Source organism: Escherichia sp. KTE52 (assembly GCF_000408325.1).
GTDB lineage: Bacteria > Pseudomonadota > Gammaproteobacteria > Enterobacterales > Enterobacteriaceae > Escherichia > Escherichia marmotae.
In genome coordinates this window covers 696,951-722,539 of sequence record NZ_KE138677.1, presented here as the reverse complement: position 1 = coordinate 722,539, position 25,589 = coordinate 696,951, and the positions used below count along the sequence as shown (strand labels likewise).

The 25,589-nt window shown below is 52.2% G+C and carries 21 protein-coding genes; 16 read left to right on the top strand and 5 right to left on the bottom strand.

The window, feature by feature from the left end; translation table 11 throughout:
• Positions 1-32: 32 nt before the first annotated feature.
• From yfcC to ackA, 3 genes are all read right to left on the bottom strand, one after another.
• Positions 33-1,553 carry a putative basic amino acid antiporter YfcC gene (gene yfcC, locus A1SC_RS13760; RefSeq protein ID WP_032141354.1) on the bottom strand — a complete coding sequence of 507 codons (1,521 nt, stop codon included), beginning with the start codon at positions 1,551-1,553 and terminating at the stop codon, positions 33-35.
• 189 nt (positions 1,554-1,742) lie between these two features.
• The gene (gene pta, locus A1SC_RS13765) at positions 1,743-3,887 is read right to left on the bottom strand and encodes a phosphate acetyltransferase (RefSeq protein WP_000086737.1); all 2,145 of its coding nucleotides are present in this window, start codon (positions 3,885-3,887) and stop codon (positions 1,743-1,745) included.
• Between the two features lie 74 nt (positions 3,888-3,961).
• Complete coding sequence (gene ackA, locus A1SC_RS13770; RefSeq protein ID WP_000095712.1) at positions 3,962-5,164, bottom strand: acetate kinase; 1,203 nt, start codon at positions 5,162-5,164, stop codon at positions 3,962-3,964.
• A 337-nt stretch (positions 5,165-5,501) separates the two neighbouring features.
• On the opposite strand from ackA, the gene yfbV reads away from it, so the two are divergent.
• The 4 genes from yfbV to A1SC_RS13790 all read left to right on the top strand — a co-directional run bounded on the left by yfbV (position 5,502) and on the right by A1SC_RS13790 (position 9,115).
• Positions 5,502-5,957 (top strand): terminus macrodomain insulation protein YfbV, encoded by a 456-nt coding sequence (gene yfbV / locus A1SC_RS13775; protein ID WP_000106629.1) that lies wholly within the window; start codon positions 5,502-5,504, stop codon positions 5,955-5,957.
• A gap of 83 nt (positions 5,958-6,040) precedes the next feature.
• A complete protein-coding gene (locus A1SC_RS13780; RefSeq protein ID WP_000426118.1) occupies positions 6,041-6,535 on the top strand; it encodes a YfbU family protein in 495 nt (164 codons plus the stop codon).
• A gap of 10 nt (positions 6,536-6,545) precedes the next feature.
• Positions 6,546-7,196 carry a hexitol phosphatase HxpA gene (hxpA, locus tag A1SC_RS13785; RefSeq protein WP_001203379.1) on the top strand — a complete coding sequence of 217 codons (651 nt, stop codon included), beginning with the start codon at positions 6,546-6,548 and terminating at the stop codon, positions 7,194-7,196.
• An 86-nt stretch (positions 7,197-7,282) separates the two neighbouring features.
• Entirely contained in the window at positions 7,283-9,115 is a 1,833-nt protein-coding gene (locus A1SC_RS13790) for an SLC13 family permease (RefSeq protein WP_001012850.1), read from the top strand.
• Positions 9,116-9,185: 70 nt separating this feature from the next.
• Here A1SC_RS13790 and yfbR read toward each other — a convergent pair whose 3' ends face one another.
• Both yfbR and alaA read right to left on the bottom strand, forming a co-directional pair.
• Entirely contained in the window at positions 9,186-9,785 is a 600-nt protein-coding gene (yfbR, locus tag A1SC_RS13795; protein ID WP_000813873.1) for a 5'-deoxynucleotidase, read from the bottom strand.
• Positions 9,786-9,868: 83 nt separating this feature from the next.
• On the bottom strand, positions 9,869-11,086 hold the full coding sequence (alaA, locus tag A1SC_RS13800; protein ID WP_000074519.1) for an alanine transaminase AlaA: 1,218 nt from the start codon (positions 11,084-11,086) through the stop codon (positions 9,869-9,871).
• Positions 11,087-12,008: 922 nt separating this feature from the next.
• Here alaA and lrhA point away from each other — a divergent pair.
• The 12 genes from lrhA (at position 12,009) to nuoL (ending at position 25,429) form a co-directional block, all read left to right on the top strand.
• On the top strand, positions 12,009-12,947 hold the full coding sequence (lrhA, locus tag A1SC_RS13805; RefSeq protein ID WP_001516780.1) for a transcriptional regulator LrhA: 939 nt from the start codon (positions 12,009-12,011) through the stop codon (positions 12,945-12,947).
• Positions 12,948-13,561: 614 nt separating this feature from the next.
• Entirely contained in the window at positions 13,562-14,005 is a 444-nt protein-coding gene (gene nuoA / locus A1SC_RS13810) for an NADH-quinone oxidoreductase subunit NuoA (RefSeq protein WP_000062991.1), read from the top strand.
• A 15-nt stretch (positions 14,006-14,020) separates the two neighbouring features.
• Positions 14,021-14,683 (top strand): NADH-quinone oxidoreductase subunit NuoB, encoded by a 663-nt coding sequence (gene nuoB / locus A1SC_RS13815; RefSeq protein WP_000386733.1) that lies wholly within the window; start codon positions 14,021-14,023, stop codon positions 14,681-14,683.
• 93 nt (positions 14,684-14,776) lie between these two features.
• Positions 14,777-16,579, top strand: coding sequence for an NADH-quinone oxidoreductase subunit C/D (nuoC, locus tag A1SC_RS13820; protein ID WP_016249005.1), 1,803 nt, complete (start codon positions 14,777-14,779; stop codon positions 16,577-16,579).
• Positions 16,580-16,581: 2 nt separating this feature from the next.
• Positions 16,582-17,082 carry an NADH-quinone oxidoreductase subunit NuoE gene (nuoE, locus tag A1SC_RS13825; protein WP_000545042.1) on the top strand — a complete coding sequence of 167 codons (501 nt, stop codon included), beginning with the start codon at positions 16,582-16,584 and terminating at the stop codon, positions 17,080-17,082.
• Positions 17,079-18,416: an NADH-quinone oxidoreductase subunit NuoF gene (nuoF, locus tag A1SC_RS13830; protein WP_000789507.1), complete on the top strand. Its 1,338-nt coding sequence runs from the start codon at positions 17,079-17,081 to the stop codon at positions 18,414-18,416. Before nuoE ends, nuoF begins: the two co-directional genes overlap by 4 nt.
• 52 nt (positions 18,417-18,468) lie before the next feature.
• Entirely contained in the window at positions 18,469-21,195 is a 2,727-nt protein-coding gene (gene nuoG / locus A1SC_RS13835) for an NADH-quinone oxidoreductase subunit NuoG (protein WP_010376987.1), read from the top strand.
• Entirely contained in the window at positions 21,192-22,169 is a 978-nt protein-coding gene (gene nuoH, locus A1SC_RS13840) for an NADH-quinone oxidoreductase subunit NuoH (RefSeq protein ID WP_000220077.1), read from the top strand. Before nuoG ends, nuoH begins: the two co-directional genes overlap by 4 nt.
• Positions 22,170-22,183: 14 nt before the next feature.
• Positions 22,184-22,726, top strand: coding sequence for an NADH-quinone oxidoreductase subunit NuoI (gene nuoI, locus A1SC_RS13845; RefSeq protein WP_000172749.1), 543 nt, complete (start codon positions 22,184-22,186; stop codon positions 22,724-22,726).
• Between the two features lie 11 nt (positions 22,727-22,737).
• Positions 22,738-23,292 (top strand): NADH-quinone oxidoreductase subunit J, encoded by a 555-nt coding sequence (gene nuoJ / locus A1SC_RS13850; RefSeq protein WP_000393511.1) that lies wholly within the window; start codon positions 22,738-22,740, stop codon positions 23,290-23,292.
• Positions 23,289-23,591: an NADH-quinone oxidoreductase subunit NuoK gene (nuoK, locus tag A1SC_RS13855; RefSeq protein ID WP_000612644.1), complete on the top strand. Its 303-nt coding sequence runs from the start codon at positions 23,289-23,291 to the stop codon at positions 23,589-23,591. The genes nuoJ and nuoK overlap by 4 nt, the downstream gene beginning before the upstream one ends.
• Positions 23,588-25,429 carry an NADH-quinone oxidoreductase subunit L gene (gene nuoL, locus A1SC_RS13860; protein ID WP_001056648.1) on the top strand — a complete coding sequence of 614 codons (1,842 nt, stop codon included), beginning with the start codon at positions 23,588-23,590 and terminating at the stop codon, positions 25,427-25,429. Before nuoK ends, nuoL begins: the two co-directional genes overlap by 4 nt.
• Positions 25,430-25,589: the final 160 nt, after the last annotated feature.

The window sequence follows — 25,589 nt, the reverse complement described above, 5'->3', positions numbered from 1 at the left end:
CCTTGCCAGAGACTGGCAAGGGGATTATTGACTTAATGGTAACCCATTAACTGAGCGCCTATCACCACGACGCTGGACATAATAAACAGCAGTCCAAGCAGTGTTGCACCCACTTTCAGCCAGTTACGGAAATCTACCCGGCAAACACCGAGCGTCGCCATTAACGAAGCCGAGGTCGGGTAAATGATATGGCTGAAGCCATCGCCAAACTGGAACGCCAGCACGGTAACCTGACGGTTAACGCCAACCAGATCGCCAAGCGGTGCCAGTAACGGCATGGTTAACGCTGCCTGACCAGAACCGGATGTCACAAAGAAATTGAATACCGCCTGGAAGAGCAGCATAAACCAGGCCGCGACCGCGTTATCCAGGCCGCTAATGGCATTGGCAATGCTATTGAGAATAGTATTCAGCACGCTGGCATCACCCGCTTCGCCATTGCCAACCAGCAGTAAAATCCCTTTGGCAAAACCGACCAGCAGTGCAGGAGCAATCATCATTCTCGCCCCTTCGGTAAATGACGAGGCCATGGTGTTAACGGTCATACCGTTAAGGCGGAAGGCAACGCCGATGATGCCAATCACCAGACCCATAGTGAAGAACTGGCTGGCAATCTCTGGAATAAACCAGGCGTTAACGATCACGCCCCAAATCACCCAGATCATGACGGCGGTCAGGACAATCAATACCAGCCAGTCACCGAAAGTGAACGGCCGCTGTTCAACATCAGCTTGTTTTTCGCGGAAGAAGCGATCGGAATCATGCACGCGTGACAACAAAGGATTCTTTTTCACCCGTGAGGCGTACACCATGGTAAAGATGAGGCCAATCAGAGTGGCGATAACCCACACCACAATGCGCAACCCGGAGCCGGAAAGGACAGGAACGCCAGCAATCCCCTGGGCGACAACCACGCAGAACGGGTTCATCCACGAGCTGGCAAAACCGATTTGCGTTGCGATGTAGGTTACCAGGACGGTGGTAATACTGTCGTAACCCAGGCGTACCATTAGTGGGGCAATGATGATGGCAAAGGCGACGGCCTCTTCCCCCATGCCAAATACCGCACCGCCGAGTGAAAAGAGAATAAACAGTGCCGGAATGAAAAGAATTTCATTCCCTCGAGTGTGGCGGATAAGCGCGAGAATCCCGTTATCAATGGTTCCTGTGCGCATCACGATACCAAACGCGCCGCCAATCACCAGCATAAACATGATGATGCCAACGGCTGTCCCATATTTCGAGCCAGAGGTTAGCCCTTCAAACGGGAAGTTCATCAAACCAGGGCGTTCATCTCCCGTCGTGAACAGTTGTACTCGGTGATACTCGGGTTCGCCTGCCTCGTTGGTCAGAATGCGAAATGAGTGAGGATCTACAACTTTGCGAGTCTTCGTCTGACCATCAACCTGATATTGCACTTCCTGACTGTCAAACATTCCCACCGGAACAACCCAGGTGGCGAGACTGGTTAAAATAGCAACAAAAAAGATAATCACCAACGTATCGGGCATTGCCCATCTTCTGGTTGGTTTGGATTCAGTTATTGCGGACATAGCGCAAATTTTCCCTTGCACAAGACAAAGTGGTAAGTATGCAAAGTGAGATGGCGCAATTCATTGATGCAGCGCAGTTAAGCAAGATAATCAGAAAGGAGTAATGCAAATTAAGAGAATAAAAAACCGGAAATAGTGACTATTTCCGGTTCAGATATCCGCAGCGCATGGCTGCGGATAATGACGAGATTACTGCTGCTGTGCAGACTGAATCGCGGTCAGTGCGATGGTATAGACGATATCGTCAACCAGTGCGCCACGGGACAGGTCGTTAACCGGCTTGCGCATACCCTGCAGCATCGGCCCGATGGAGATCAGGTCGGCAGAACGCTGTACCGCTTTGTAAGTGGTGTTACCGGTGTTCAGATCCGGGAAGATGAACACGGTAGCGCGACCTGCAACCGGAGAGTTCGGCGCTTTAGATTTCGCAACGTCAGCCATTACCGCAGCGTCGTACTGCAGAGGACCGTCGATCATCAGGTCAGGACGTTTTTCCTGAGCCAGACGAGTTGCTTCGCGAACTTTCTCTACGTCACTACCTGCACCAGAAGTACCGGTGGAGTAGGAGAGCATAGCCACGCGCGGTTCGATACCGAAAGCAGCGGCGGAATCAGCAGACTGAATTGCGATTTCAGCCAGTTGTTCTGCGGTCGGATCCGGGTTGATCGCGCAGTCACCGTAAACGTAAACCTGCTCCGGCAGCAGCATGAAGAACACGGAAGATACCAGAGAGCTGCCCGGTGCAGTTTTGATCAACTGCAGCGGCGGACGGATGGTGTTTGCGGTGGTGTGAACAGCACCGGAAACCAGACCATCAACTTCATCCTGTTCCAGCATCAGCGTGCCGAGAACCACGTTGTCTTCCAACTGTTCGCGTGCAACAGTTTCGGTCATGCCTTTGTTCTTACGCAGTTCGACCAGACGAGCAACATAGTTTTCGCGAACCACTTCTGGATCAACGATTTCAATGCCTGCGCCCAGTTCTACGCCCTGAGACGCTGCAACGCGGTTGATCTCTGCCGGGTTACCCAGCAGTACGCATGTTGCGATACCACGTTCGGCACAGATAGCGGCTGCTTTAACGGTACGCGGTTCGTCGCCTTCCGGCAGAACGATACGTTTGCCTGCTTTGCGTGCCAGTTCGGTCAGTTGATAACGGAACGCTGGCGGAGACAGACGACGGCTGCGTTCGGAAGTTGCAGTCAGGGAATCGATCCAGTCAGCGTTGATGTAGTTAGCAACGTATTCCTGAACTTTCTCGATGCGCTCGTGATCGTCAACCGGAACTTCCAGGTTGAAGCTTTGCAGGCTCAGAGAGGTTTGCCAGGTGTTGGTGTTCACCATGAATACCGGCAGGCCGGTAGCGAAAGCACGTTCGCACAGTTTAGAAATGCGCGCGTCCATTTCATAGCCGCCAGTCAGCAGCAGAGCACCGATTTCTACGCCGTTCATTGCAGCCAGACAAGCGGCAACCAGTACGTCAGGACGGTCTGCGGAAGTCACCAGCAGAGAGCCGGCACGGAAGTGCTCCAGCATGTGCGGAATGCTGCGTGCGCAGAAAGTCACAGATTTCACGCGGCGAGTGTTGATGTCGCCTTCGTTGATGATGGTGGCGTTCAGGTGGCGTGCCATATCGATCGCACGAGTTGCGATCAGATCAAAGCTCCACGGCACAGCGCCGAGAACCGGCAGCGGGCTGGAGTCTTGCAGCTTCGCCGGATCAACATTGTTGACTTTCGCTTTGGAAGAGTCATCGAAAATCTCAGACAGATCCGGGCGAGTACGACCCTGCTCATCAACCGGAGCATTCAGTTTGTTAACGATAACGCCAGTGATATTGGTGTTTTTTGCACCGCCGAAGCTGTTGCGAGTCAGTTCGATACGCTCTTTCAACTGCTCCGGGGTATCTGTGCCCTGAGACATAACGAAGACGATTTCCGCGTTCAGCGTTTTGGCGATTTCGTAGTTCAGAGATTGAGCAAACTGGTGCTTACGTGTTGGGACCAGACCTTCAACCAGAACCACTTCGGCATCTTTGGTGTTGGCGTGGTAGTTCGCGACGATCTCTTCCATCAGCACATCTTTCTTATTGCTGGAAAGCAGACCTTCAACGTAACTCATTTTCAGCGGTTCAGCGGCTGTCGTGGTGGAAGAACTCGCACGCACGATAGTCGTTGTCTGATCGGGCGCATCGCCACCGGTACGCGGCTGAGCGATAGGTTTAAAAACGCTCAGACGAACGCCTTTGCGTTCCATTGCACGGATCACGCCAAGACTGACGCTGGTCAGACCGACGCTGGTTCCGGTAGGGATCAGCATAATAATACGGGACACGGTTTATCCTCTTTCGTTACCGCCAGTTTGGCGGGTTACAAAACAGCACCGCCAGCAGGGCTGGCGGTGTGGAATCAGGCGGTCAGGCGGCAGGCGTCTTGCGCGATAACCAGCTCTTCGTTGGTCGGGATCACAACAGCAGGGCGGGTGCCTTCTTTGTTGATGAAACCAGATTTGCCGAAACGTGCAGCCAGGTTGCGTTCATGATCAACCTCAAAACCCAGCACGCCCAGTTTGCCCAGAGACAGTTCACGAACCATCGCGGCATTTTCACCGATACCACCGGTGAATACAACTGCGTCCAGACGACCATCCATCAGCGCAGTGTATGCACCGATGTACTTCGCCAGGCGATGGCAGTAAACGTCCATTGCGCGCTTCGCGTCTTCTTTCGTCGCGTAGTTGTCTTCAACATAGCGGCAATCGCTGGTTACTTCGGTCAGACCTAGCAGGCCAGACTCTTTGGTCAGCATTTTGTTGATTGCGTCAACGCTCATGCCGAGGGTGTCGTGCAGGTGGAAGATGATAGCCGGGTCGATATCGCCAGAGCGAGTACCCATTACCAGACCTTCCAGCGGGGTCAGACCCATAGAGGTGTCAACGCATTTGCCGTTGCGGATAGCAGAAACGGAACCACCGTTGCCCAGGTGGCAGGTGATGATGTTCAGCTCTTCTACCGGTTTGTTCAGCATTTTCGCCGCTTCCTGGGTTACATAGAAGTGGCTGGTGCCGTGTGCGCCGTAACGACGAATGCCGTGCTCTTTGTACAGGTTGTACGGCAGGGCGTAGAGGTAAGACTCTTCCGGCATAGTCTGGTGGAACGCGGTGTCGAACACAGCAACGTTTTTGTCTTTCAGTTGCGGGAAAGATTTCAGTGCTTCTTCGATACCAATCAGGTGAGCCGGGTTGTGCAGCGGTGCAAAAGAAGCTGCATCTTTGATACCCTGAATAACAGACTCATCGATCACTACGGAGCTGGTATACTTCTCGCCGCCGTGTACGATACGGTGACCGATAGCAGTCAGTTGCGCAGAAAGTTCTGGTTTTTGTGCCAGAATAGTATTAACGATAAAGTTGAGCGCTTCGCTGTGAGCGGCGCCTGCACCTAGAGCCGCTTCTTGTTTATTGCCGTCCATTTTCCATTTGATGCGTGCTTCGGGCAGGTGAAAACATTCGGCTAAACCAGAAAGGTACTCTTCACCATTTACTGCATCGATGATTGCAAATTTCAGTGAAGAACTACCGCAGTTCAGAACCAGTACTAACTTACTCGACATGGAAGTACCTATAATTGATACGTGGCTAAAAAAACGTCAGGGAGCCATAGAGCGTAGCGCATGATGACGCTGACATTTATGATTAACATCATGCACTGCAAATTTTTTTTGCATGATGGAATAAATATCTTGAGTCTATGCCATTTTGCGTAATTTTCAGCCAATGGCATAATGTATATGAATTTGACGACTCAATGAATATGTACTACTTAGGCCTTCAGGCCGCTAAAGGATACCTGATAGTGGGTATGGAAGACAAAATGTTTTGAACGTTGTCCCGCTGAGTTGTGAATTTGCACAAATTTTTGAATATTTATATGTGAAGTTGAGGTGAAGCATGTCAACGCCGGATAATCGTTCTGTTAATTTTTTTAGTTTGTTCCGCCGGGGACAGCACTACTCAAAGACGTGGCCGCTGGAAAAACGCCTTGCCCCGGTGTTTGTTGAAAATCGCGTTATTAAGATGACGCGTTATGCGATCCGCTTTATGCCGCCGATCGCCGTATTTACTCTCTGCTGGCAGATTGCGCTGGGCGGTCAGCTTGGTCCGGCAGTTGCTACAGCATTGTTCGCTCTGAGTTTACCGATGCAGGGATTGTGGTGGCTGGGCAAGCGTTCCGTTACGCCATTACCGCCAGCGATCCTGAGTTGGTTTTATGAAGTTCGCGGTAAATTGCAGGAAGCCGGGCAAGCGTTAGCACCGGTAGAAGGCAAGCCTGACTATCAGGCATTAGCTGACACGCTTAAGCGCGCCTTCAAACAACTGGATAAAACTTTCCTTGATGATTTGTAATTGATCCCTGATTACGCATATAAAAGAAGGCAGACATCGGCCTTCTTTTTTTTCACCGTAGTAAAGTGATACAGGAGTCAACAATGGAAATGACCAACGCGCAACGTCTTATTTTGTCTAACCAGTACAAAATGATGACTATGCTCGATCCGGCAAATGCTGAACGTTACCGTCGCTTGCAAACAATCATTGAGCGTGGCTATGGGTTACAGATGCGCGAGCTGGATCGCGAGTTTGGCGAGCTGAAAGAAGAAACCTGCCGCACTATCATCGACATTATGGAGATGTATCACGCGCTGCATGTTTCCTGGTCTAATTTGCAGGATCAGCAAGCTATCGATGAACGCCGTGTCACTTTCCTCGGCTTCGACGCCGCTACTGAAGCGCGTTATCTCGGTTATGTACGCTTTATGGTTAATGTCGAAGGGCGTTACACGCATTTTGACGCTGGAACTCATGGCTTTAATGCCCAGACACCAATGTGGGAGAAATATCAGCGCATGTTGAACGTCTGGCATTCCTGCCCGCGTCAGTATCATTTGAGTACCAACGAAATTAATCAAATCATTAACGCCTGAGGAGGCCTGCGTGCGGTGCAAAGGTTTTCTGTTTGATCTTGATGGTACGTTAGTGGACTCCCTGCCTGCGGTAGAGCGGGCGTGGAGCAACTGGGCGAAACGGCATGGGCTAACGCCGGAAGAGGTGCTTGCTTTTATTCACGGTAAACAGGCAATAACGTCTCTGCGTCACTTTATGGCGGGGAAAACCGAGGCAGAAATTGCCGCCGAGTTTACGCGTCTGGAACAAATCGAGGCCACGGAAACCGAAGGCATTACCGCGCTCCCGGGGGCGATAGCTTTACTCAATCATTTGAATAAAGCGGGTATTCCGTGGGCAATTGTCACTTCAGGTTCTATGCCAGTTGCGCGAGCGCGCCATAAAGTGGCCGGACTTCCTGCGCCGGAGGTGTTTGTTACCGCTGAACGGGTTAAGCGTGGAAAACCTGAGCCGGATGCGTATCTGTTAGGCGCGCAACTGCTGGGGCTTGCGCCGCAGGAATGTGTGGTAGTGGAAGATGCTCCCGCTGGCTTGCTTTCTGGTCTGGCGGCAGGTTGCCATGTTATTGCTGTTAATGCACCGGCAGACACCCCGCGTCTGAATGAGGTAGATTTGGTCCTTCATAGTCTGGAGCAAATTACCGTGACCAAACAGCCAAATGGTGACGTTATTATTGCGTGAAACGCCAGATCATGATTTAGCCCCGTCCCGACGGGGCTTTTTTGTGGCAGAATCAAACCATCCCCCTCAATTAACAAGGATACGTTGTGAACGGTGAATTGATTTGGGTTCTCTCATTGCTGGCGATTGCGATAGTCTTGTTTGCGACGGGCAGAGTGCGTATGGATGCTGTCGCTTTGTTTGTCATTGTCGCGTTTGCATTAAGCGGTACGCTGACTATCACCGAAGTCTTTTCCGGCTTTTCCGATCCTAACGTTGTGCTGATCGCCGCCCTGTTTATTATTGGCGATGGTTTAGTTCGTACAGGCGTTGCAACCGTGATGGGGACATGGCTGGTCAAAGTTGCGGGCAGCAGTGAAATCAAAATGTTGGTTTTACTGATGCTGACAGTTGCCGGTCTTGGCGCGTTTATGAGTTCAACCGGCGTCGTCGCTATCTTTATTCCTGTTGTGTTAAGTGTTGCTATGCGTATGCAGACGTCGCCGTCGCGCCTGATGATGCCATTGAGTTTTGCCGGACTGATAAGCGGCATGATGACGCTGGTGGCGACGCCGCCTAACCTGGTGGTGAACAGTGAGCTGCTACGTGAAGGCTATCATGGTTTCAGTTTCTTTAGCGTAACCCCTATCGGCCTGGTCGTATTGGTACTTGGCATTTTATACATGCTAGTGATGCGCTTTATGCTAAAAGGGGATACCCAGGCTCCGCAGCGCGAAGGCTGGACGCGTCGCACCTTCCGCGATCTCATTCGTGAATACCGTCTTACCGGGCGTGCGCGTCGTCTGGCTATTCGTCCCGGTTCACCGATGATTGGCCAACGACTGGACGATCTCAAATTGCGTGAACGTTATGGCGCAAACGTCATTGGTGTTGAACGCTGGCGGCGTTTTCGTCGCGTTATCGTGAACGTGAATGGGGTGTCTGAATTCCGCGCGCGTGACGTTTTGCTTATTGATATGTCTGCGGCTGACGTCGATCTCCGTCAATTTTGTAGTGAACAATTGCTGGAGCCGATGGTTTTGCGCGGCGAGTATTTTTCCGATCAGGCTCTTGATGTCGGTATGGCAGAAATTTCATTAATTCCCGAGTCAGAGCTTATTGGCAAATCGGTGCGTGAAATTGGCTTTCGTACCCGCTACGGACTAAATGTGGTGGGGCTGAAACGCAACGGTGTGGCGCTGGAAGGTTCGCTGGCGGATGAGCCTCTGCTGTTGGGTGACATTATTCTGGTGGTCGGTAACTGGAAGCTTATCGGTATGTTGGCAAAACAAGGCCGCGACTTTGTGGCGTTAAACTTACCGGAAGAGGTGAGTGAAGCATCGCCCGCTCACAGTCAGGCACCCCATGCCATTTTCTGTCTGGTGTTGATGGTGGCGTTAATGTTGACCGATGAAATTCCTAATCCAGTTGCGGCTATCATTGCCTGCCTGCTGATGGGCAAATTCCGCTGTATCGATGCTGAAAGCGCCTATAAGTCTATTCACTGGCCGAGCATTATTTTGATCGTTGGGATGATGCCGTTTGCTGTGGCATTGCAAAAAACCGGTGGCGTCGCGCTGGCGGTGAAAGGATTAATGGATATTGGCGGTGGTTACGGGCCGCATATGATGCTGGTCTGTTTGTTTGTCTTGTCGGCGGTTATAGGCTTGTTTATCTCTAACACTGCGACGGCGGTGTTGATGGCCCCGATTGCGCTGGCTGCTGCCAAAACTATGGGCGTATCGCCTTATCCTTTTGCCATGGTTGTGGCGATGGCAGCATCCGCTGCCTTTATGACACCAGTCTCTTCACCCGTTAACACATTGGTTTTAGGGCCTGGGAATTACAGCTTCAGTGATTTTGTGAAGCTGGGGGTTCCGTTTACCATTATTGTGATGGCGGTTTGCGTGGTGATGATCCCGATGCTGTTTCCGTTTTGACGAGCTCCTGATGTCGCCACCGACGTAGGCCTGATGCGACGCTGGCGCGTCTTATCAGGCCTACGTCGGCTTACAGCGGTGAATCCTGGCTAATCTCATCGAGAGACAGATGGAAGCTGGGAACAAACACTTCCATAAAGTAGTCCATCTCCTGACTGCGGCGCGATTCAAGCGTCGTTTCCAGCCGCGTTTTTGCCAGTAAGAACTCATTATTGCCGGCTGCGAGTTCCTCCAGGCATTTCAGATACGCACACAGCGCATCTGCCTGTTTAACCAGCGACTTTTCTTCATCGCTATACGCATGTTCATCGATTAATGGTGCAAAAATATCCCGCAACTCCTCCGGAACCATATCGACCAGTTTTTGCTGAGCGATTTTCTCAATGGCTTTATATTCTTGGGCGATTTGCGAGTTGAAGTATTTCACCGGAGTAGGAAGATCACCAGTGAGCACTTCAGAGGCATCGTGGTACATCGCCAGCAACGCGATACGTTCTTCATTAACCTGGCCGCCAAATTTGCGATTCTTGATGGCTGCCAGCGCATGGGCGACCATCGCTACCTGCAAACTGTGTTCGGACACATTTTCAGTCCGCACGTTACGCATCAACGGCCAGCGGTTAATGAGCTTCAGGCGGGAGAGGTGGGCAAAAAAATGGCTCTGTTTCATAGCGACCTTACGAGTGATGGCATCATGAGGTCATTGTGGGGGGATAACACTGCCGGATGCAATCTCCGGCAGTGAATTTAAGATTACAACTGATGATAACCAGAAAGGAAACGAGCGAACTTGCTCAAGGACAGTTCGATATCATCAACACGCGGCAGCGTGACAATGCGGAAGTGATCCGGCCACGGCCAGTTAAATGCGGTTCCCTGTACCAGCAGAACTTTTTCCTGCAACAGGAAATCCAGCACCATTTTCTGGTCGTCGTGAATATTAAAGCGTTTGGCGTCTATTTTCGGGAACATGTATAGCGCGCCGCGAGGTTTTACGCAGGAAACGCCAGGAATATCATTAATCAACTCCCACGCACGGTTACGCTGCTCGTAAAGACGCCCGCCCGGCATGATAAACTCGCTGATGCTCTGATAGCCGCCCAGCGCTGTCTGTATCGCGTGTTGCGCGGGAACGTTGGCGCACAGCCGCATTGAGGCCAGCATTTCCAGACCTTCGATATAACCTTTGGCGTGTTTTTTCGGCCCGTTCAGCACCATCCAGCCCTGGCGGAATCCCGCAACACGATACGTTTTCGACAGCCCGTTAAAGGTAATGGTCAGCAGGTCAGGAGCCAACGGCGCGATCGAGTGATGCTCGGCGTCGTCGTAGAGGATTTTATCGTAAATTTCATCAGCGAAGATAATGAGGTTATGCTGACGCGCAATCTCCACAATCTCCATTAATAGCTCTTTGGAATAAACCGCGCCTGTTGGGTTGTTCGGGTTGATAATAACAATGCCGCGCGTGCGTGGCGTAATTTTGGCGCGAATGTCATCGAGATCCGGGAACCAGTCAGAGGATTCATCGCAAAGATAGTGCACCGCTTTACCGCCTGAGAGCGAAACTGCCGCTGTCCATAGCGGGTAATCAGGTGCAGGAACCAACATCTCATCCCCACTGTTCAGCAATGCTTGCATTGCCTGAACGATAAGCTCCGATACACCATTTCCGATGTAAATATCTTCCACGGTAACATCACGCATGCCACGTGCCTGGTAATGCTGCATGATAGCCTTACGCGCAGAATAGAGGCCTTTTGAATCGCAATAACCCTGAGCTGTCGGGAGGTTGCGTATCACGTCAACCAGAATCTCATCGGGAGCGTCAAAACCGAACGGGGCTGGGTTGCCGATGTTCAGTTTCAATACCTTATTACCTTCTTCTTCCAGGCGTTTTGCTTCTTTCAGCACCGGACCACGGATGTCATAACAGACATTCTCTAATTTGCTGGATTTTTCAATGGGTGACATGAATCTTGACCTTTTTTGCTGTTATCGCCACTCCCTGCTGTGGAAGTCAGCTTAGAACAATGTACTCCCCCGAGGCGGCGTTTTGAAGTTCTGCAGAACAAGATTTTGCCAGGAGAGAAAGCGGAATTGTGCTGTTAATAACTTAATAATCGTTAAATAATAAGATGCATATACTTAATAAATGAGATTTAGTAGTGATTTATTCTGTGTATTAATTCAGGATGTGGTTTTTTTACCTGTTAGATAAATGTGTAAAATTTCTTCGGTTTAAGAAATCACGAACATAAAGCATTCATGATATTTTCGTTATAAGTGAAACATTAACAGAGTAGTGATCGCCGGTGGGGCATATAGGTGGTGACGGAGGAAATTATTGTTAAGAGGAATTAATGTATGCAGGTGGTGCTAATTAATTATTATTTAATATTCAAAAAGACTTTGTTGTGCATATTAATAATAGAAGATTACTTTGCCTAACATAACATAACTTTGCATCAGATAATTCGCAATGACCCTTATAAATAAAAGGTTTTTAGGGTAAAATGCTTGCTTTAATGACGGAACACCTGCTTTGATGCAGGCTTACTCTCGCTATTTGTTCGCGCTCATGTTCGAGCCGCACCGTTGCGAGAGAGTGGAGCAAGGACCAACATTTACATTTACACAAACTCGCGCATGTCATAAATAGAAAAGAGTGAGTAACTTAATAGATATGCGATTCCTGAAGATATATTCTGTGATCTACTTCAGGCATTATAACGGAACAATGTGAGCCACATTTTTTAGTGCAACTCATATGCATTTTTACTTTCGTCCGGGTTCCGGATGAAACTGCCAGGGAGGCACATTACAAATGGAATTGCTTGTTTGTGTGTGCACAGCATTAACCAGCTCAGTATGAGCCGCCAGTAAGTGATAATATATGATAAGTGCAAATCGTCCGATAATTAACCTCGACCTCGATCTGCTGAGAACATTTGTTGCTGTTGCCGATCTGAACACTTTTGCTGCCGCAGCTTCCGCTGTGTGTCGTACTCAGTCCGCTGTTAGTCAGCAAATGCAACGTCTGGAACAACTCGTTGGGAAAGAACTGTTCGCTCGGCATGGTCGCAACAAACTGTTGACTGAACATGGTATTCAGCTTCTTGGCTACGCCAGGAAAATCCTGCGTTTCAATGATGAGGCTTGCTCATCATTGATGTTCAGTAATCTTCAGGGCGTGTTAACTATCGGTGCTTCAGATGAATCTGCTGATACGATCTTACCTTTCCTGCTCAATCGCGTAAGCTCGGTTTATCCGAAACTTGCGCTGGATGTCCGCGTTAAGCGCAATGCCTATATGGCAGAAATGCTGAAGTCCCAGGAAGTGGATTTAATGGTTACCACTCATCGTCCTGATACCTTTAAGGCGTTGAATCTGCGTACTTCTCCAACACACTGGTATTGCGCTGCGGAATATGTATTGCAAAAAGGTGAACCGATCCCTCTTGTGCTGCTGGATGATCCTAGTCCGTTCCGTGACATGGTTCTGGCAACGCTCAATAAAGCGGATATTCCCTGGCGTCTGGCTTATGTCGCCTCTACGCTACCGGCGGTTCGTGCTGCAGTAAAAGCGGGCCTTGGTGTGACGGCAAGACCGGTTGAGATGATGAGTCCTGACCTGCGCGTTTTGAGTGCGGTAGATGGTTTACCACCACTACCAGATACCGAATATTTGCTGTGCTATGATCCGTCCTGCGACAATGAGTTGGCGCAGGTGATATACCAGGCCATGGAGAGTTATCACAACCCGTGGCAATACAACCCGTTGACTGCTCAGGAAGGGGACGATTCCCTGTTGATTGAAGGGGATTACGAATAATCTCCAGGCAATAACAATTCAGTAAAAAACGCCATTGGTGATTAATAAAACGCCAGTGGCTTTTTTTTACAATAAAACCTTACGAATGTTCCCGACAACGAACAAAAATGTTCATTTTTCAATCACCAGCCATTCCCCACGCTAACGAACAAAAAATCGCCTGAAAAAAATCTCCTGCTACAATAATGTTAAAAAATGAGTAAAATTATTGCTGTGTTTTTGTTATGGATTAACAAAAGCGTGTCACAGATCAAGAAAATACTCTCTTTTGGGGGGAGGAATCGTCACCAATTCCTGTCAAAATAGGCCCGTATTTTTTCCATTGCTTCACAACGGACACGATTCAACAACATCTAATTTTCCTGGAGTTGTCAACAATCTGGGGGTAAAGGCATTAAATGCAAAAGTTGTTGATATCATGTAAATTAATGTGAAGAAACCTTTGTTAAAGTTGACAAAAGGTTATAGAAAGGAGTAAAAGACCACATCAATTAGCTGTATAAAATAGTTTCTACAGCGATTGTAAGGTTTTTTTTATTCCTCCCCATGAATCGATGTGGCGTCCATCTGCCGTGAAGAGCAGTGAATCTGGCGCTACTTTTGATGAGTAAGCAATGAGTATGTCAACATCCACTGAAGTCATCGCTCATCACTGGGCATTCGCTATCTTTCTTATCGTTGCCATTGGCCTGTGTTGCCTGATGTTGATTGGCGGTTGGTTTTTAGGCGGTCGCGCGCGCGCGAGGTCAAAAAACGTGCCGTTTGAATCAGGTATCGACTCGGTCGGCTCCGCCCGCTTACGCCTGTCTGCCAAGTTTTATCTGGTGGCCATGTTCTTCGTTATCTTCGACGTTGAAGCGCTGTATCTGTTCGCATGGTCAACTTCCATTCGCGAAAGCGGCTGGATTGGCTTTGTAGAAGCGGCAATTTTTATTTTTGTGTTACTGGCAGGTCTGGTTTATCTGGTGCGTATTGGCGCGCTGGACTGGACGCCCGCGCGTTCACGCCGCGAGCGTGTGAACCCGGAAACGAACAGTATCGCTAATCGTCAACGCTAACCGCGAGGCATTAAGATGGATTATACGCTCACCCGCATAGATCCCAACGGTGAGAACGACCGTTACCCCCTGCAAAAGCAGGAGATCGTAACCGACCCTCTGGAGCAAGAAGTTAATAAAAACGTGTTTATGGGCAAGCTCAATGACATGGTTAACTGGGGTCGTAAAAACTCAATTTGGCCGTATAACTTCGGTCTTTCCTGCTGTTACGTTGAGATGGTGACCTCGTTTACCGCGGTTCATGACGTGGCGCGTTTTGGCGCAGAAGTATTGCGTGCTTCGCCGCGTCAGGCTGACCTGATGGTGGTGGCTGGAACCTGTTTTACCAAAATGGCGCCAGTTATTCAGCGTCTCTATGACCAGATGCTGGAGCCGAAGTGGGTTATCTCCATGGGCGCATGTGCGAACTCCGGCGGTATGTACGATATTTATTCCGTTGTGCAGGGTGTTGATAAATTCATTCCGGTTGATGTGTATATCCCGGGTTGCCCGCCGCGTCCTGAAGCGTACATGCAGGCACTGATGCTATTGCAGGAATCTATCGGCAAAGAACGTCGCCCGCTCTCCTGGGTGGTTGGCGATCAGGGCGTATATCGCGCCAATATGCAATCAGAGCGCGAACGCAAGCGCGGTGAACGCATTGCCGTTACCAACCTGCGCACACCTGACGAGATTTAATTTGCGCCTGTCGGCAAAGGCATTTTTCTTCGCTTATTCCTAAATCTATTTCGCGAAGTTAACTACGCCGACAGTCACCACGGACCATATGCAATGGTGAACAATATGACCGACTTAACCGCGCAAGAACCCGCCTGGCAGACCCGTGATCATCTTGATGATCCGGTGATTGGCGAACTGCGCAACCGTTTTGGGCCGGATGCCTTTACTGTTCAGGCGACTCGCACCGGGGTTCCCGTTGTGTGGATCAAGCGTGAACAATTACTGGAAATTGGCGATTTCTTAAAGAAACTGCCGAAACCTTACGTCATGCTGTTTGACTTACACGGCATGGACGAGCGTTTGCGCACACACCGCGAAGGGTTACCTGCCGCCGATTTTTCCGTTTTCTACCATCTGATTTCGATCGAGCGCAACCGCGACATCATGCTAAAGGTGGCGCTGGCAGAAAACGATCTACATGTGCCGACTTTTACCAAACTGTTCCCGAACGCCAACTGGTATGAGCGCGAAACCTGGGATCTGTTTGGCATTACTTTCGACGGTCACCCGAACTTGCGTCGCATCATGATGCCGCAAACCTGGAAAGGTCACCCACTGCGTAAAGATTACCCGGCGCGTGCTACCGAATTCTCGCCGTTTGAGCTGACCAAAGCCAAACAGGATCTGGAGATGGAAGCCCTGACCTTCAAACCGGAAGAGTGGGGGATGAAGCGCGGCACCGAAAACGAGGACTTCATGTTCCTCAACCTCGGTCCGAACCACCCGTCGGCGCACGGGGCTTTCCGTATCGTTCTGCAGCTCGATGGTGAAGAGATTGTCGACTGCGTACCAGACATCGGCTATCACCACCGTGGCGCGGAGAAAATGGGCGAACGCCAGTCCTGGCATAGTTACATACCGTACACCGACCGTATCGAATACCTCGGCGGTTGCGTTAACGAAATGCCATACGTGCTGGCGGTAGAAAAACTGGCCGGGATCACCGTGCCGGATCGCGTTAACGTAATCCGCGTAATGCTTTCCGAATTGTTCCGCATCAATAGCCACCTGCTGTATATCTCCACCTTTATTCAGGACGTCGGTGCAATGACGCCAGTGTTCTTTGCCTTTACCGATCGTCAGAAAATCTACGATCTGGTGGAAGCAATCACTGGTTTCCGTATGCATCCGGCGTGGTTCCGTATTGGCGGTGTGGCGCATGACCTGCCGCGAGGCTGGGATCGCTTGCTGCGTGAGTTCCTTGACTGGATGCCGAAACGTCTGGCTTCTTACGAGAAAGCCGCGCTGCGTAACACCATCCTGATTGGCCGTTCCAAAGGCGTTGCCGCCTACGGCGCGAAAGAGGCGCTGGAGTGGGGCACCACAGGTGCTGGCTTGCGTGCCACCGGGATCGACTTCGACGTGCGTAAGGCGCGTCCTTATTCTGGCTATGAAAACTTCGACTTTGAAATCCCGGTCGGTGGTGGCGTTTCTGACTGCTACACCCGCGTAATGCTGAAAGTGGAAGAGCTGCGCCAGAGTCTGCGCATTCTTGAGCAGTGCCTCAACAACATGCCGGAAGGCCCGTTCAAAGCGGATCACCCGCTGACTACGCCGCCGCCGAAAGAGCGCACGCTGCAACATATCGAAACCCTGATCACCCACTTCCTGCAAGTGTCGTGGGGGCCGGTGATGCCTGCCAATGAGTCCTTCCAGATGATTGAGGCGACCAAAGGGATCAACAGTTACTACCTGACCAGTGACGGTAGCACCATGAGTTATCGCACCCGTATCCGCACCCCGAGTTATGCGCATTTGCAGCAAATTCCGGCGGCGATCCGCGGCAGCCTGGTGTCTGACCTGATTGTTTATCTGGGCAGTATCGATTTTGTTATGTCAGATGTGGACCGCTAATTATGCACGAGAATCAACAACCACAAACCGAGGCTTTTGAGCTGAGTGCGGCAGAGCGTGAAGCGATTGAGCACGAGATGCACCACTACGAAGACCCGCGTGCGGCGTCCATTGAAGCGCTGAAAATCGTTCAGAAGCAGCGTGGCTGGGTGCCGGACGGCGCGATCCACGCGATCGCTGACGTTCTGGGTATTCCGGCAAGCGATGTTGAAGGTGTGGCAACGTTCTACAGCCAGATCTTCCGCCAGCCGGTGGGTCGCCATGTGATCCGCTATTGTGACAGCGTGGTTTGTCACATCAATGGTTACCAGGGAATTCAGGCGGCGCTGGAGAAAAAACTGAATATCAAACCAGGGCAAACGACGTTTGACGGTCGCTTTACGCTGCTGCCAACCTGCTGCCTGGGGAACTGCGACAAAGGGCCAAACATGATGATCGATGAGGACACTCACGCGCATCTGACCCCGGAAGCGATCCCTGAACTGCTGGAGCGGTATAAATGAAAAACATTATCCGTACTCCCGAAACGCATCCGCTGACCTGGCGTCTGCGCGATGACAAACAGCCGGTGTGGCTGGACGAATACCGCAGCAAAAACGGTTACGAAGGGGCGCGTAAGGCGCTGACCGGGCTTTCTCCGGACGAAATCGTCAATCAGGTCAAAGATTCCGGTCTGAAAGGGCGCGGCGGCGCGGGCTTCTCTACTGGCCTGAAGTGGAGCCTGATGCCGAAAGACGAATCCATGAACATCCGTTACCTGCTGTGTAACGCCGATGAAATGGAACCGGGCACCTATAAAGACCGTTTGCTGATGGAGCAACTGCCGCACCTGCTGGTGGAAGGTATGTTGATCTCTGCCTTTGCGCTGAAAGCGTATCGCGGCTACATCTTCCTGCGTGGCGAATATATCGAAGCGGCAGTGAATCTGCGTCGTGCCATTGCCGAAGCGACCGAAGCGGGGCTGCTCGGCAAAAACATTATGGGAACAGGTTTTGATTTCGAACTGTTCGTCCATACCGGGGCAGGACGCTACATCTGCGGTGAAGAAACTGCGTTAATCAACTCTCTGGAAGGGCGTCGCGCTAACCCGCGCTCGAAGCCGCCATTCCCGGCAACCTCAGGCGCATGGGGCAAACCGACCTGTGTTAACAACGTCGAAACCCTGTGTAACGTTCCGGCGATCCTCGCTAACGGCGTGGAGTGGTATCAGAACATCTCGAAAAGCAAAGATGCTGGCACCAAGCTGATGGGCTTCTCTGGTCGGGTGAAAAATCCGGGTCTGTGGGAACTGCCGTTCGGTACTACCGCGCGTGAAATCCTTGAAGATTACGCTGGTGGTATGCGTGACGGGCTGAAATTCAAAGCCTGGCAGCCAGGCGGCGCGGGCACTGACTTCCTGACAGAAGCGCACCTTGACCTGCCGATGGAGTTCGAAAGTATCGGTAAAGCGGGTAGCCGTCTGGGTACGGCGCTGGCGATGGCCGTTGACCACGAGATCAACATGGTGTCGCTGGTACGTAACCTGGAAGAGTTTTTCGCCCGTGAATCCTGTGGCTGGTGTACGCCGTGCCGCGATGGTCTGCCGTGGAGTGTGAAAATTCTGCGTGCACTGGAGCGTGGCGAAGGTCAGCCTGGCGATATCGAAACACTTGAGCAACTGTGTCGATTCTTAGGCCCGGGTAAAACCTTCTGTGCCCACGCACCAGGTGCAGTGGAGCCGTTACAGAGCGCCATCAAATATTTCCGTGAAGAATTTGAAGCGGGAATCAAACAGCCGTTCAGCAATACCCATTTGATTAATGGGATTCAGCCGAACCTGCTGAAAGAGCGCTGGTAACCGAATTTCGATTAACGCTCAGTCTATGACTGAGAAAACTGGAAGCATGCTAATGGCTACAATTCATGTAGACGGCAAAGAGTACGAGGTCAACGGAGCGGACAACCTGCTGGAAGCTTGTCTGTCTCTGGGCCTTGATATTCCTTACTTTTGCTGGCATCCGGCGCTGGGAAGCGTCGGTGCTTGCCGCCAGTGTGCGGTGAAGCAATACCAAAACGCGGAAGACACGCGTGGTCGCCTGGTGATGTCCTGTATGACACCGGCTTCCGATGGCACCTTTATTTCCATTGACGACGAAGAAGCGAAACAGTTCCGTGAAAGTGTGGTCGAGTGGTTAATGACCAACCACCCGCACGACTGTCCGGTCTGTGAAGAGGGTGGTAACTGCCATCTTCAGGATATGACCGTGATGACCGGGCATACCTTCCGTCGCTACCGTTTCACCAAACGTACCCACCGCAATCAGGATCTGGGGCCGTTCATCTCTCATGAAATGAACCGCTGCATCGCCTGCTACCGCTGCGTGCGTTACTACAAAGATTACGCTGACGGTACGGATCTGGGCGTTTATGGCGCGCACGACAACGTTTACTTCGGTCGCCCGGAAGACGGCACCCTGGAAAGCGAGTTCTCCGGTAACCTGGTGGAAATTTGCCCGACCGGCGTATTCACCGATAAAACGCACTCCGAGCGTTATAACCGTAAATGGGATATGCAGTTTGCGCCGAGTATCTGCCAGCAATGTTCCATCGGTTGTAACACCAGCCCGGGTGAACGTTATGGTGAACTGCGTCGTATCGAAAACCGTTACAACGGTACGGTAAACCATTACTTTCTCTGCGACCGTGGTCGTTTCGGCTACGGCTACGTCAACCTGAAGGATCGTCCACGTCAGCCGGTACAGCGTCGTGGCGATGATTTCATCACCCTCAACGCCGAGCAGGCGATGCAAGGTGCGGCAGATATTCTGCGTCAGTCGAAGAAAGTCATCGGCATCGGTTCTCCGCGTGCCAGCGTGGAAAGCAACTTTGCGCTGCGTGAACTGGTTGGCGAAGAAAACTTCTACACCGGTATCGCTCACGGTGAGCAGGAACGTCTGCAACTGGCGCTGAAAGTGCTGCGTGAAGGCGGCATTTATACTCCGGCACTGCGTGAAATCGAATCTTACGATGCAGTACTGGTGCTGGGCGAAGATGTTACACAGACCGGGGCACGCGTCGCGCTGGCGGTTCGTCAGGCAGTAAAAGGCAAAGCGCGTGAAATGGCGGCAGCACAGAAAGTGGCTGACTGGCAGATTGCGGCAATCCTCAACATTGGCCAACGTGCCAAGCACCCGCTGTTTGTTACTAACGTTGATGACACCCGCCTGGATGACATCGCGGCGTGGACTTACCGCGCACCGGTTGAAGATCAGGCGCGTTTAGGTTTTGCCATCGCCCACGCGCTGGACAACTCCGCACCAGCGGTTGACGGTATCGAGCCGGAGCTGCAAAGCAAAGTCGACGTCATCGTACAGGCACTGGCTGGTGCGAAGAAACCGTTGATTATCTCCGGCACTAACGCCGGTAGTACAGAAGTGATTCAGGCTGCAGCTAACGTAGCGAAAGCCCTGAAAGGTCGCGGCGCTGACGTAGGTATCACTATGATTGCCCGTTCCGTAAACAGTATGGGGCTGGGCATTATGGGCGGCGGTTCGCTTGAAGAAGCCCTGACCGAACTGGAAACCGGACGCGCCGATGCAGTGGTGGTGCTGGAAAACGATCTACATCGTCACGCTTCCGCGACCCGCGTGAACGCCGCGCTGGCAAAAGCGCCGCTAGTGATGGTGGTTGACCATCAGCGCACGGCGATTATGGAAAACGCCCATCTGGTGCTTTCCGCTGCCAGCTTTGCTGAAAGCGACGGTACGGTGATCAACAACGAAGGTCGTGCTCAACGTTTCTTCCAGGTTTACGATCCGTCTTACTACGACAGCAAAACGGTGATGCTGGAAAGCTGGCGCTGGTTGCACTCGCTGCACAGTACGCTGCTGAGTCGAGAAGTGGACTGGACGCAGCTCGACCATGTGATTGACGCCGTCGTGGCGAAGATCCCGGAACTTGCTGGCATCAAAGATGCCGCGCCGGATGCGACATTCCGCATTCGTGGTCAGAAACTGGCTCGTGAGCCGCACCGTTACAGTGGCCGTACCGCCATGCGCGCCAATATCAGCGTTCATGAACCGCGTCAGCCGCAGGATATCGACACCATGTTCACCTTCTCGATGGAAGGTAACAACCAGCCGACCGCGCACCGTTCGCAAGTGCCGTTTGCCTGGGCACCGGGCTGGAACTCCCCGCAGGCGTGGAACAAATTCCAGGACGAAGTGGGTGGCAAATTGCGCTTTGGCGATCCGGGCGTGCGTTTGTTTGAAGCCAGCGAAAACGGTCTGGATTACTTCACCAGCGTACCGGCACGCTTCCAGCCGCAGGAAGGGAAATGGCGTATCGCGCCGTACTACCATCTGTTTGGCAGCGATGAACTGTCACAGCGTGCTCCGGTATTCCAGAGCCGTATGCCGCAGCCGTATATCAAACTCAACCCGGCAGATGCCGCGAAGTTGGGCGTGAATGCGGGTACTCGCGTCTCCTTTAGTTACGATGGCAACACGGTCACGCTACCGGTTGAAATCGCAGAAGGGCTGACGGCAGGGCAGGTGGGCTTGCCGATGGGCATGTCCGGCATTGCTCCGGTGCTGGCTGGCGCGCATCTTGAGGATCTCAAGGAGGCACAACAATGACCTGGTTATCACCGGAACTGATTGAGATCCTGCTGACCATCCTCAAAGCGGTGGTGATCTTGCTGGTGGTTGTCACCTGCGGGGCATTCATGAGCTTTGGTGAACGTCGTCTGCTGGGGCTGTTCCAGAACCGTTACGGACCTAACCGTGTTGGCTGGGGCGGTTCGCTTCAGTTGGTCGCGGACATGATCAAAATGTTCTTTAAAGAAGACTGGATCCCGAAATTCTCGGATCGCGTCATCTTTACCCTTGCGCCGATGATCGCCTTTACCTCGTTGCTGCTGGCCTTTGCGATTGTGCCAGTCAGTCCGGGTTGGGTGGTTGCCGACCTGAACATCGGGATTTTGTTCTTCCTGATGATGGCAGGTCTGGCGGTTTACGCAGTGCTGTTTGCGGGCTGGTCAAGTAACAACAAATACTCGCTGCTGGGTGCGATGCGTGCTTCTGCGCAGACCCTAAGCTACGAAGTGTTCCTCGGGCTTTCCCTGATGGGCGTGGTGGCGCAGGCCGGTTCATTCAACATGACCGACATCGTTAACAGCCAGGCGCATGTATGGAACGTCATCCCGCAATTCTTTGGTTTTATTACCTTTGCCATCGCGGGCGTGGCGGTATGTCACCGTCACCCGTTTGACCAGCCGGAAGCCGAGCAGGAACTGGCGGATGGTTACCACATTGAATATTCCGGGATGAAATTCGGCCTGTTCTTCGTGGGTGAATACATCGGGATTGTGACCATCTCCGCACTGATGGTGACGTTGTTCTTCGGTGGCTGGCAAGGCCCGTTGTTACCGCCATTCATCTGGTTCGCGCTGAAAACTGCGTTCTTTATGATGATGTTCATTTTGATTCGTGCGTCGTTGCCGCGTCCGCGTTATGACCAGGTAATGTCCTTCGGCTGGAAAATCTGCCTGCCGCTGACGCTGATCAACTTGCTGGTAACGGCGGCTGTCATTCTCTGGCAGGCGCAATAAGGGGCACTAAGACCATGACCTTAAAAGAATTGTTAGTAGGTTTCGGCACCCAGGTTCGTAGTATCTGGATGATCGGCCTGCACGCGTTCGCCAAGCGCGAAACGCGAATGTACCCGGAAGAGCCGGTCTATCTGCCGCCCCGTTATCGTGGTCGTATCGTTCTGACCCGCGATCCGGACGGCGAAGAGCGTTGCGTAGCCTGTAACCTCTGCGCAGTAGCCTGCCCGGTCGGCTGTATCTCGCTGCAAAAAGCAGAAACCAAAGACGGTCGCTGGTATCCGGAATTTTTCCGCATCAACTTCTCACGCTGCATTTTCTGTGGTCTGTGCGAAGAAGCCTGTCCGACCACGGCGATTCAGTTAACCCCGGATTTCGAGATGGGGGAATACAAACGCCAGGATCTGGTTTACGAGAAAGAGGATCTGCTGATCTCCGGTCCGGGCAAATACCCGGAATATAACTTCTACCGGATGGCAGGTATGGCAATCGACGGCAAAGATAAGGGCGAAGCAGAGAACGAAGCCAAGCCTATCGACGTCAAGAGCCTGTTACCGTAAGGAGAGGGGCAATGGAGTTCGCTTTTTATATCTGTGGCCTGATAGCCATACTTGCGACCTTGCGAGTGATCACCCATACCAATCCGGTACACGCATTGCTGTACCTGATTATTTCGCTGCTGGCGATTTCCGGGGTGTTCTTCTCACTGGGCGCTTACTTTGCCGGTGCGCTGGAAATTATCGTCTACGCGGGTGCCATTATGGTGCTGTTCGTGTTCGTGGTGATGATGCTCAACCTGGGCGGTTCGGAAATCGAACAGGAACGCCAGTGGCTGAAACCGCAGGTGTGGATTGGTCCGGCAATTTTGTCGGCCATCATGCTGGTGGTGATTGTTTACGCCATTCTCGGTGTTAACGATCAGGGTATCGACGGTACGCCAATCAGCGCCAAAGCAGTGGGTATTACGCTGTTTGGGCCTTACGTGCTGGCGGTTGAACTGGCCTCTATGCTGCTGCTGGCCGGTCTGGTTGTGGCCTTCCACGTCGGTCGCGAAGAGCGTGCGGGTGAAGTGCTGAGCAATCGCAAAGACGACAGCGCGAAAAGAAAAACGGAGGAGCACGCATGATCCCCTTACAACATGGACTGATCCTCGCGGCAATCTTGTTCGTTCTTGGCTTAACCGGTCTGGTTATCCGTCGCAATCTGCTGTTTATGCTGATTGGTCTGGAAATCATGATTAACGCCTCCGCGCTGGCCTTTGTGGTCGCCGGGAGCTACTGGGGCCAGACCGACGGTCAGGTGATGTACATTCTTGCCATCAGCCTCGCGGCGGCGGAAGCGAGTATCGGTCTTGCGCTGCTGCTGCAACTTCACCGTCGTCGCCAGAACCTGAACATCGATTCAGTAAGTGAGATGCGCGGATGAACATGCTTGCCTTAACCATTATTTTGCCATTAGTTGGCTTCATTCTGCTGGCGTTCTCTCGCGGACGCTGGTCTGAAAATGTCTCAGCGATCGTTGGCGTTGGCTCTGTGGGCCTGGCTGCGCTGGTGACTGCTTTTATCGGCGTCGATTTCTTCGCTAACGGTGAGCAGGCTTACAGCCAGCCGCTGTGGACGTGGATGTCGGTAGGCGACTTTAACATCGGTTTCAACCTGGTGCTGGACGGCCTGTCACTGACCATGCTCTCAGTGGTCACCGGTGTGGGTTTCCTGATCCACATGTACGCCTCCTGGTATATGCGCGGTGAAGAGGGCTACTCTCGCTTCTTCGCTTACACCAACCTGTTCATTGCCAGCATGGTGGTTCTGGTTCTGGCCGACAACCTGCTGCTGATGTACCTCGGCTGGGAAGGCGTGGGCCTGTGCTCCTATCTGCTGATCGGTTTCTATTACACCGATCCGAAGAATGGTGCCGCGGCAATGAAAGCGTTTGTCGTGACCCGTGTCGGTGACGTGTTCCTCGCTTTCGCGCTGTTCATTCTCTACAACGAACTGGGCACGCTGAACTTCCGCGAAATGGTGGAACTGGCACCGGCGCACTTTGCAGACGGCAATAACATGCTGATGTGGGCGACGCTGATGCTGCTGGGTGGTGCGGTTGGTAAATCTGCGCAGTTGCCGTTGCAGACATGGCTTGCCGACGCGATGGCTGGCCCGACGCCTGTCTCTGCGCTGATCCACGCCGCAACCATGGTAACCGCAGGTGTTTACCTGATCGCCCGTACCCACGGCCTGTTCCTGATGACCCCGGAAGTTCTGCATCTGGTGGGTATTGTCGGGGCGGTTACCTTGCTGCTGGCTGGTTTTGCTGCGCTGGTACAGACCGACATCAAACGTGTTCTCGCTTACTCCACCATGAGTCAGATTGGCTACATGTTCCTCGCGCTTGGCGTGCAGGCATGGGATGCGGCGATTTTCCACTTGATGACCCACGCATTCTTTAAAGCGCTGCTGTTCCTGGCATCCGGTTCTGTCATTCTGGCCTGTCATCACGAACAGAACATCTTCAAGATGGGCGGTCTGCGTAAATCTATTCCGCTGGTTTATCTCTGCTTCCTGGTGGGCGGCGCGGCGCTGTCGGCACTGCCGCTGGTCACTGCGGGCTTCTTCAGTAAGGATGAGATCCTCGCGGGTGCGATGGCGAATGGTCATATCAATCTGATGGTGGCTGGTCTGGTCGGTGCGTTTATGACCTCGCTCTACACCTTCCGTATGATTTTCATCGTCTTCCACGGAAAAGAACAAATTCACGCTCACGCCGTGAAAGGGATCACCCACAGCCTGCCGCTGATTGTGCTGCTGATCCTTTCCACCTTCGTTGGCGCACTGATTGTACCGCCGCTGCAGGGCGTGCTTCCGCAAACCACGGAGCTGGCACACGGCAGTATGTTGACCCTGGAAATTACCTCTGGCGTGGTTGCGGTTGTTGGCATTTTGCTGGCAGCCTGGCTGTGGCTGGGTAAACGTACTCTGGTGACTTCTATCGCCAACAGTGCACCGGGTCGTCTGCTGGGAACCTGGTGGTACAACGCCTGGGGCTTTGACTGGCTGTACGACAAAGTGTTCGTCAAACCGTTCCTGGGGATCGCCTGGTTGCTGAAACGCGATCCGCTGAACTCAATGATGAACATCCCGGCGATCCTCTCGCGCTTTGCGGGTAAAGGTCTGTTGCTCAGTGAGAACGGCTACCTGCGCTGGTATGTGGCATCCATGAGCATCGGTGCGGTCGTGGTGCTGGCACTGTTGATGGTACTGCGTTGAGTTAAGGATTGTGGGATTTGCCCTCGGGCATATAAGAACGTAGGTCGGATAAGCCACTACAGCGGCGCATCCGACACTCCCCCCAATCCGAAGTGAATTTTCTGTCGTGAGAATTCGTTGAAAATCCGGTCCTGACGGGACTTTTACAAGGAATAAAGAT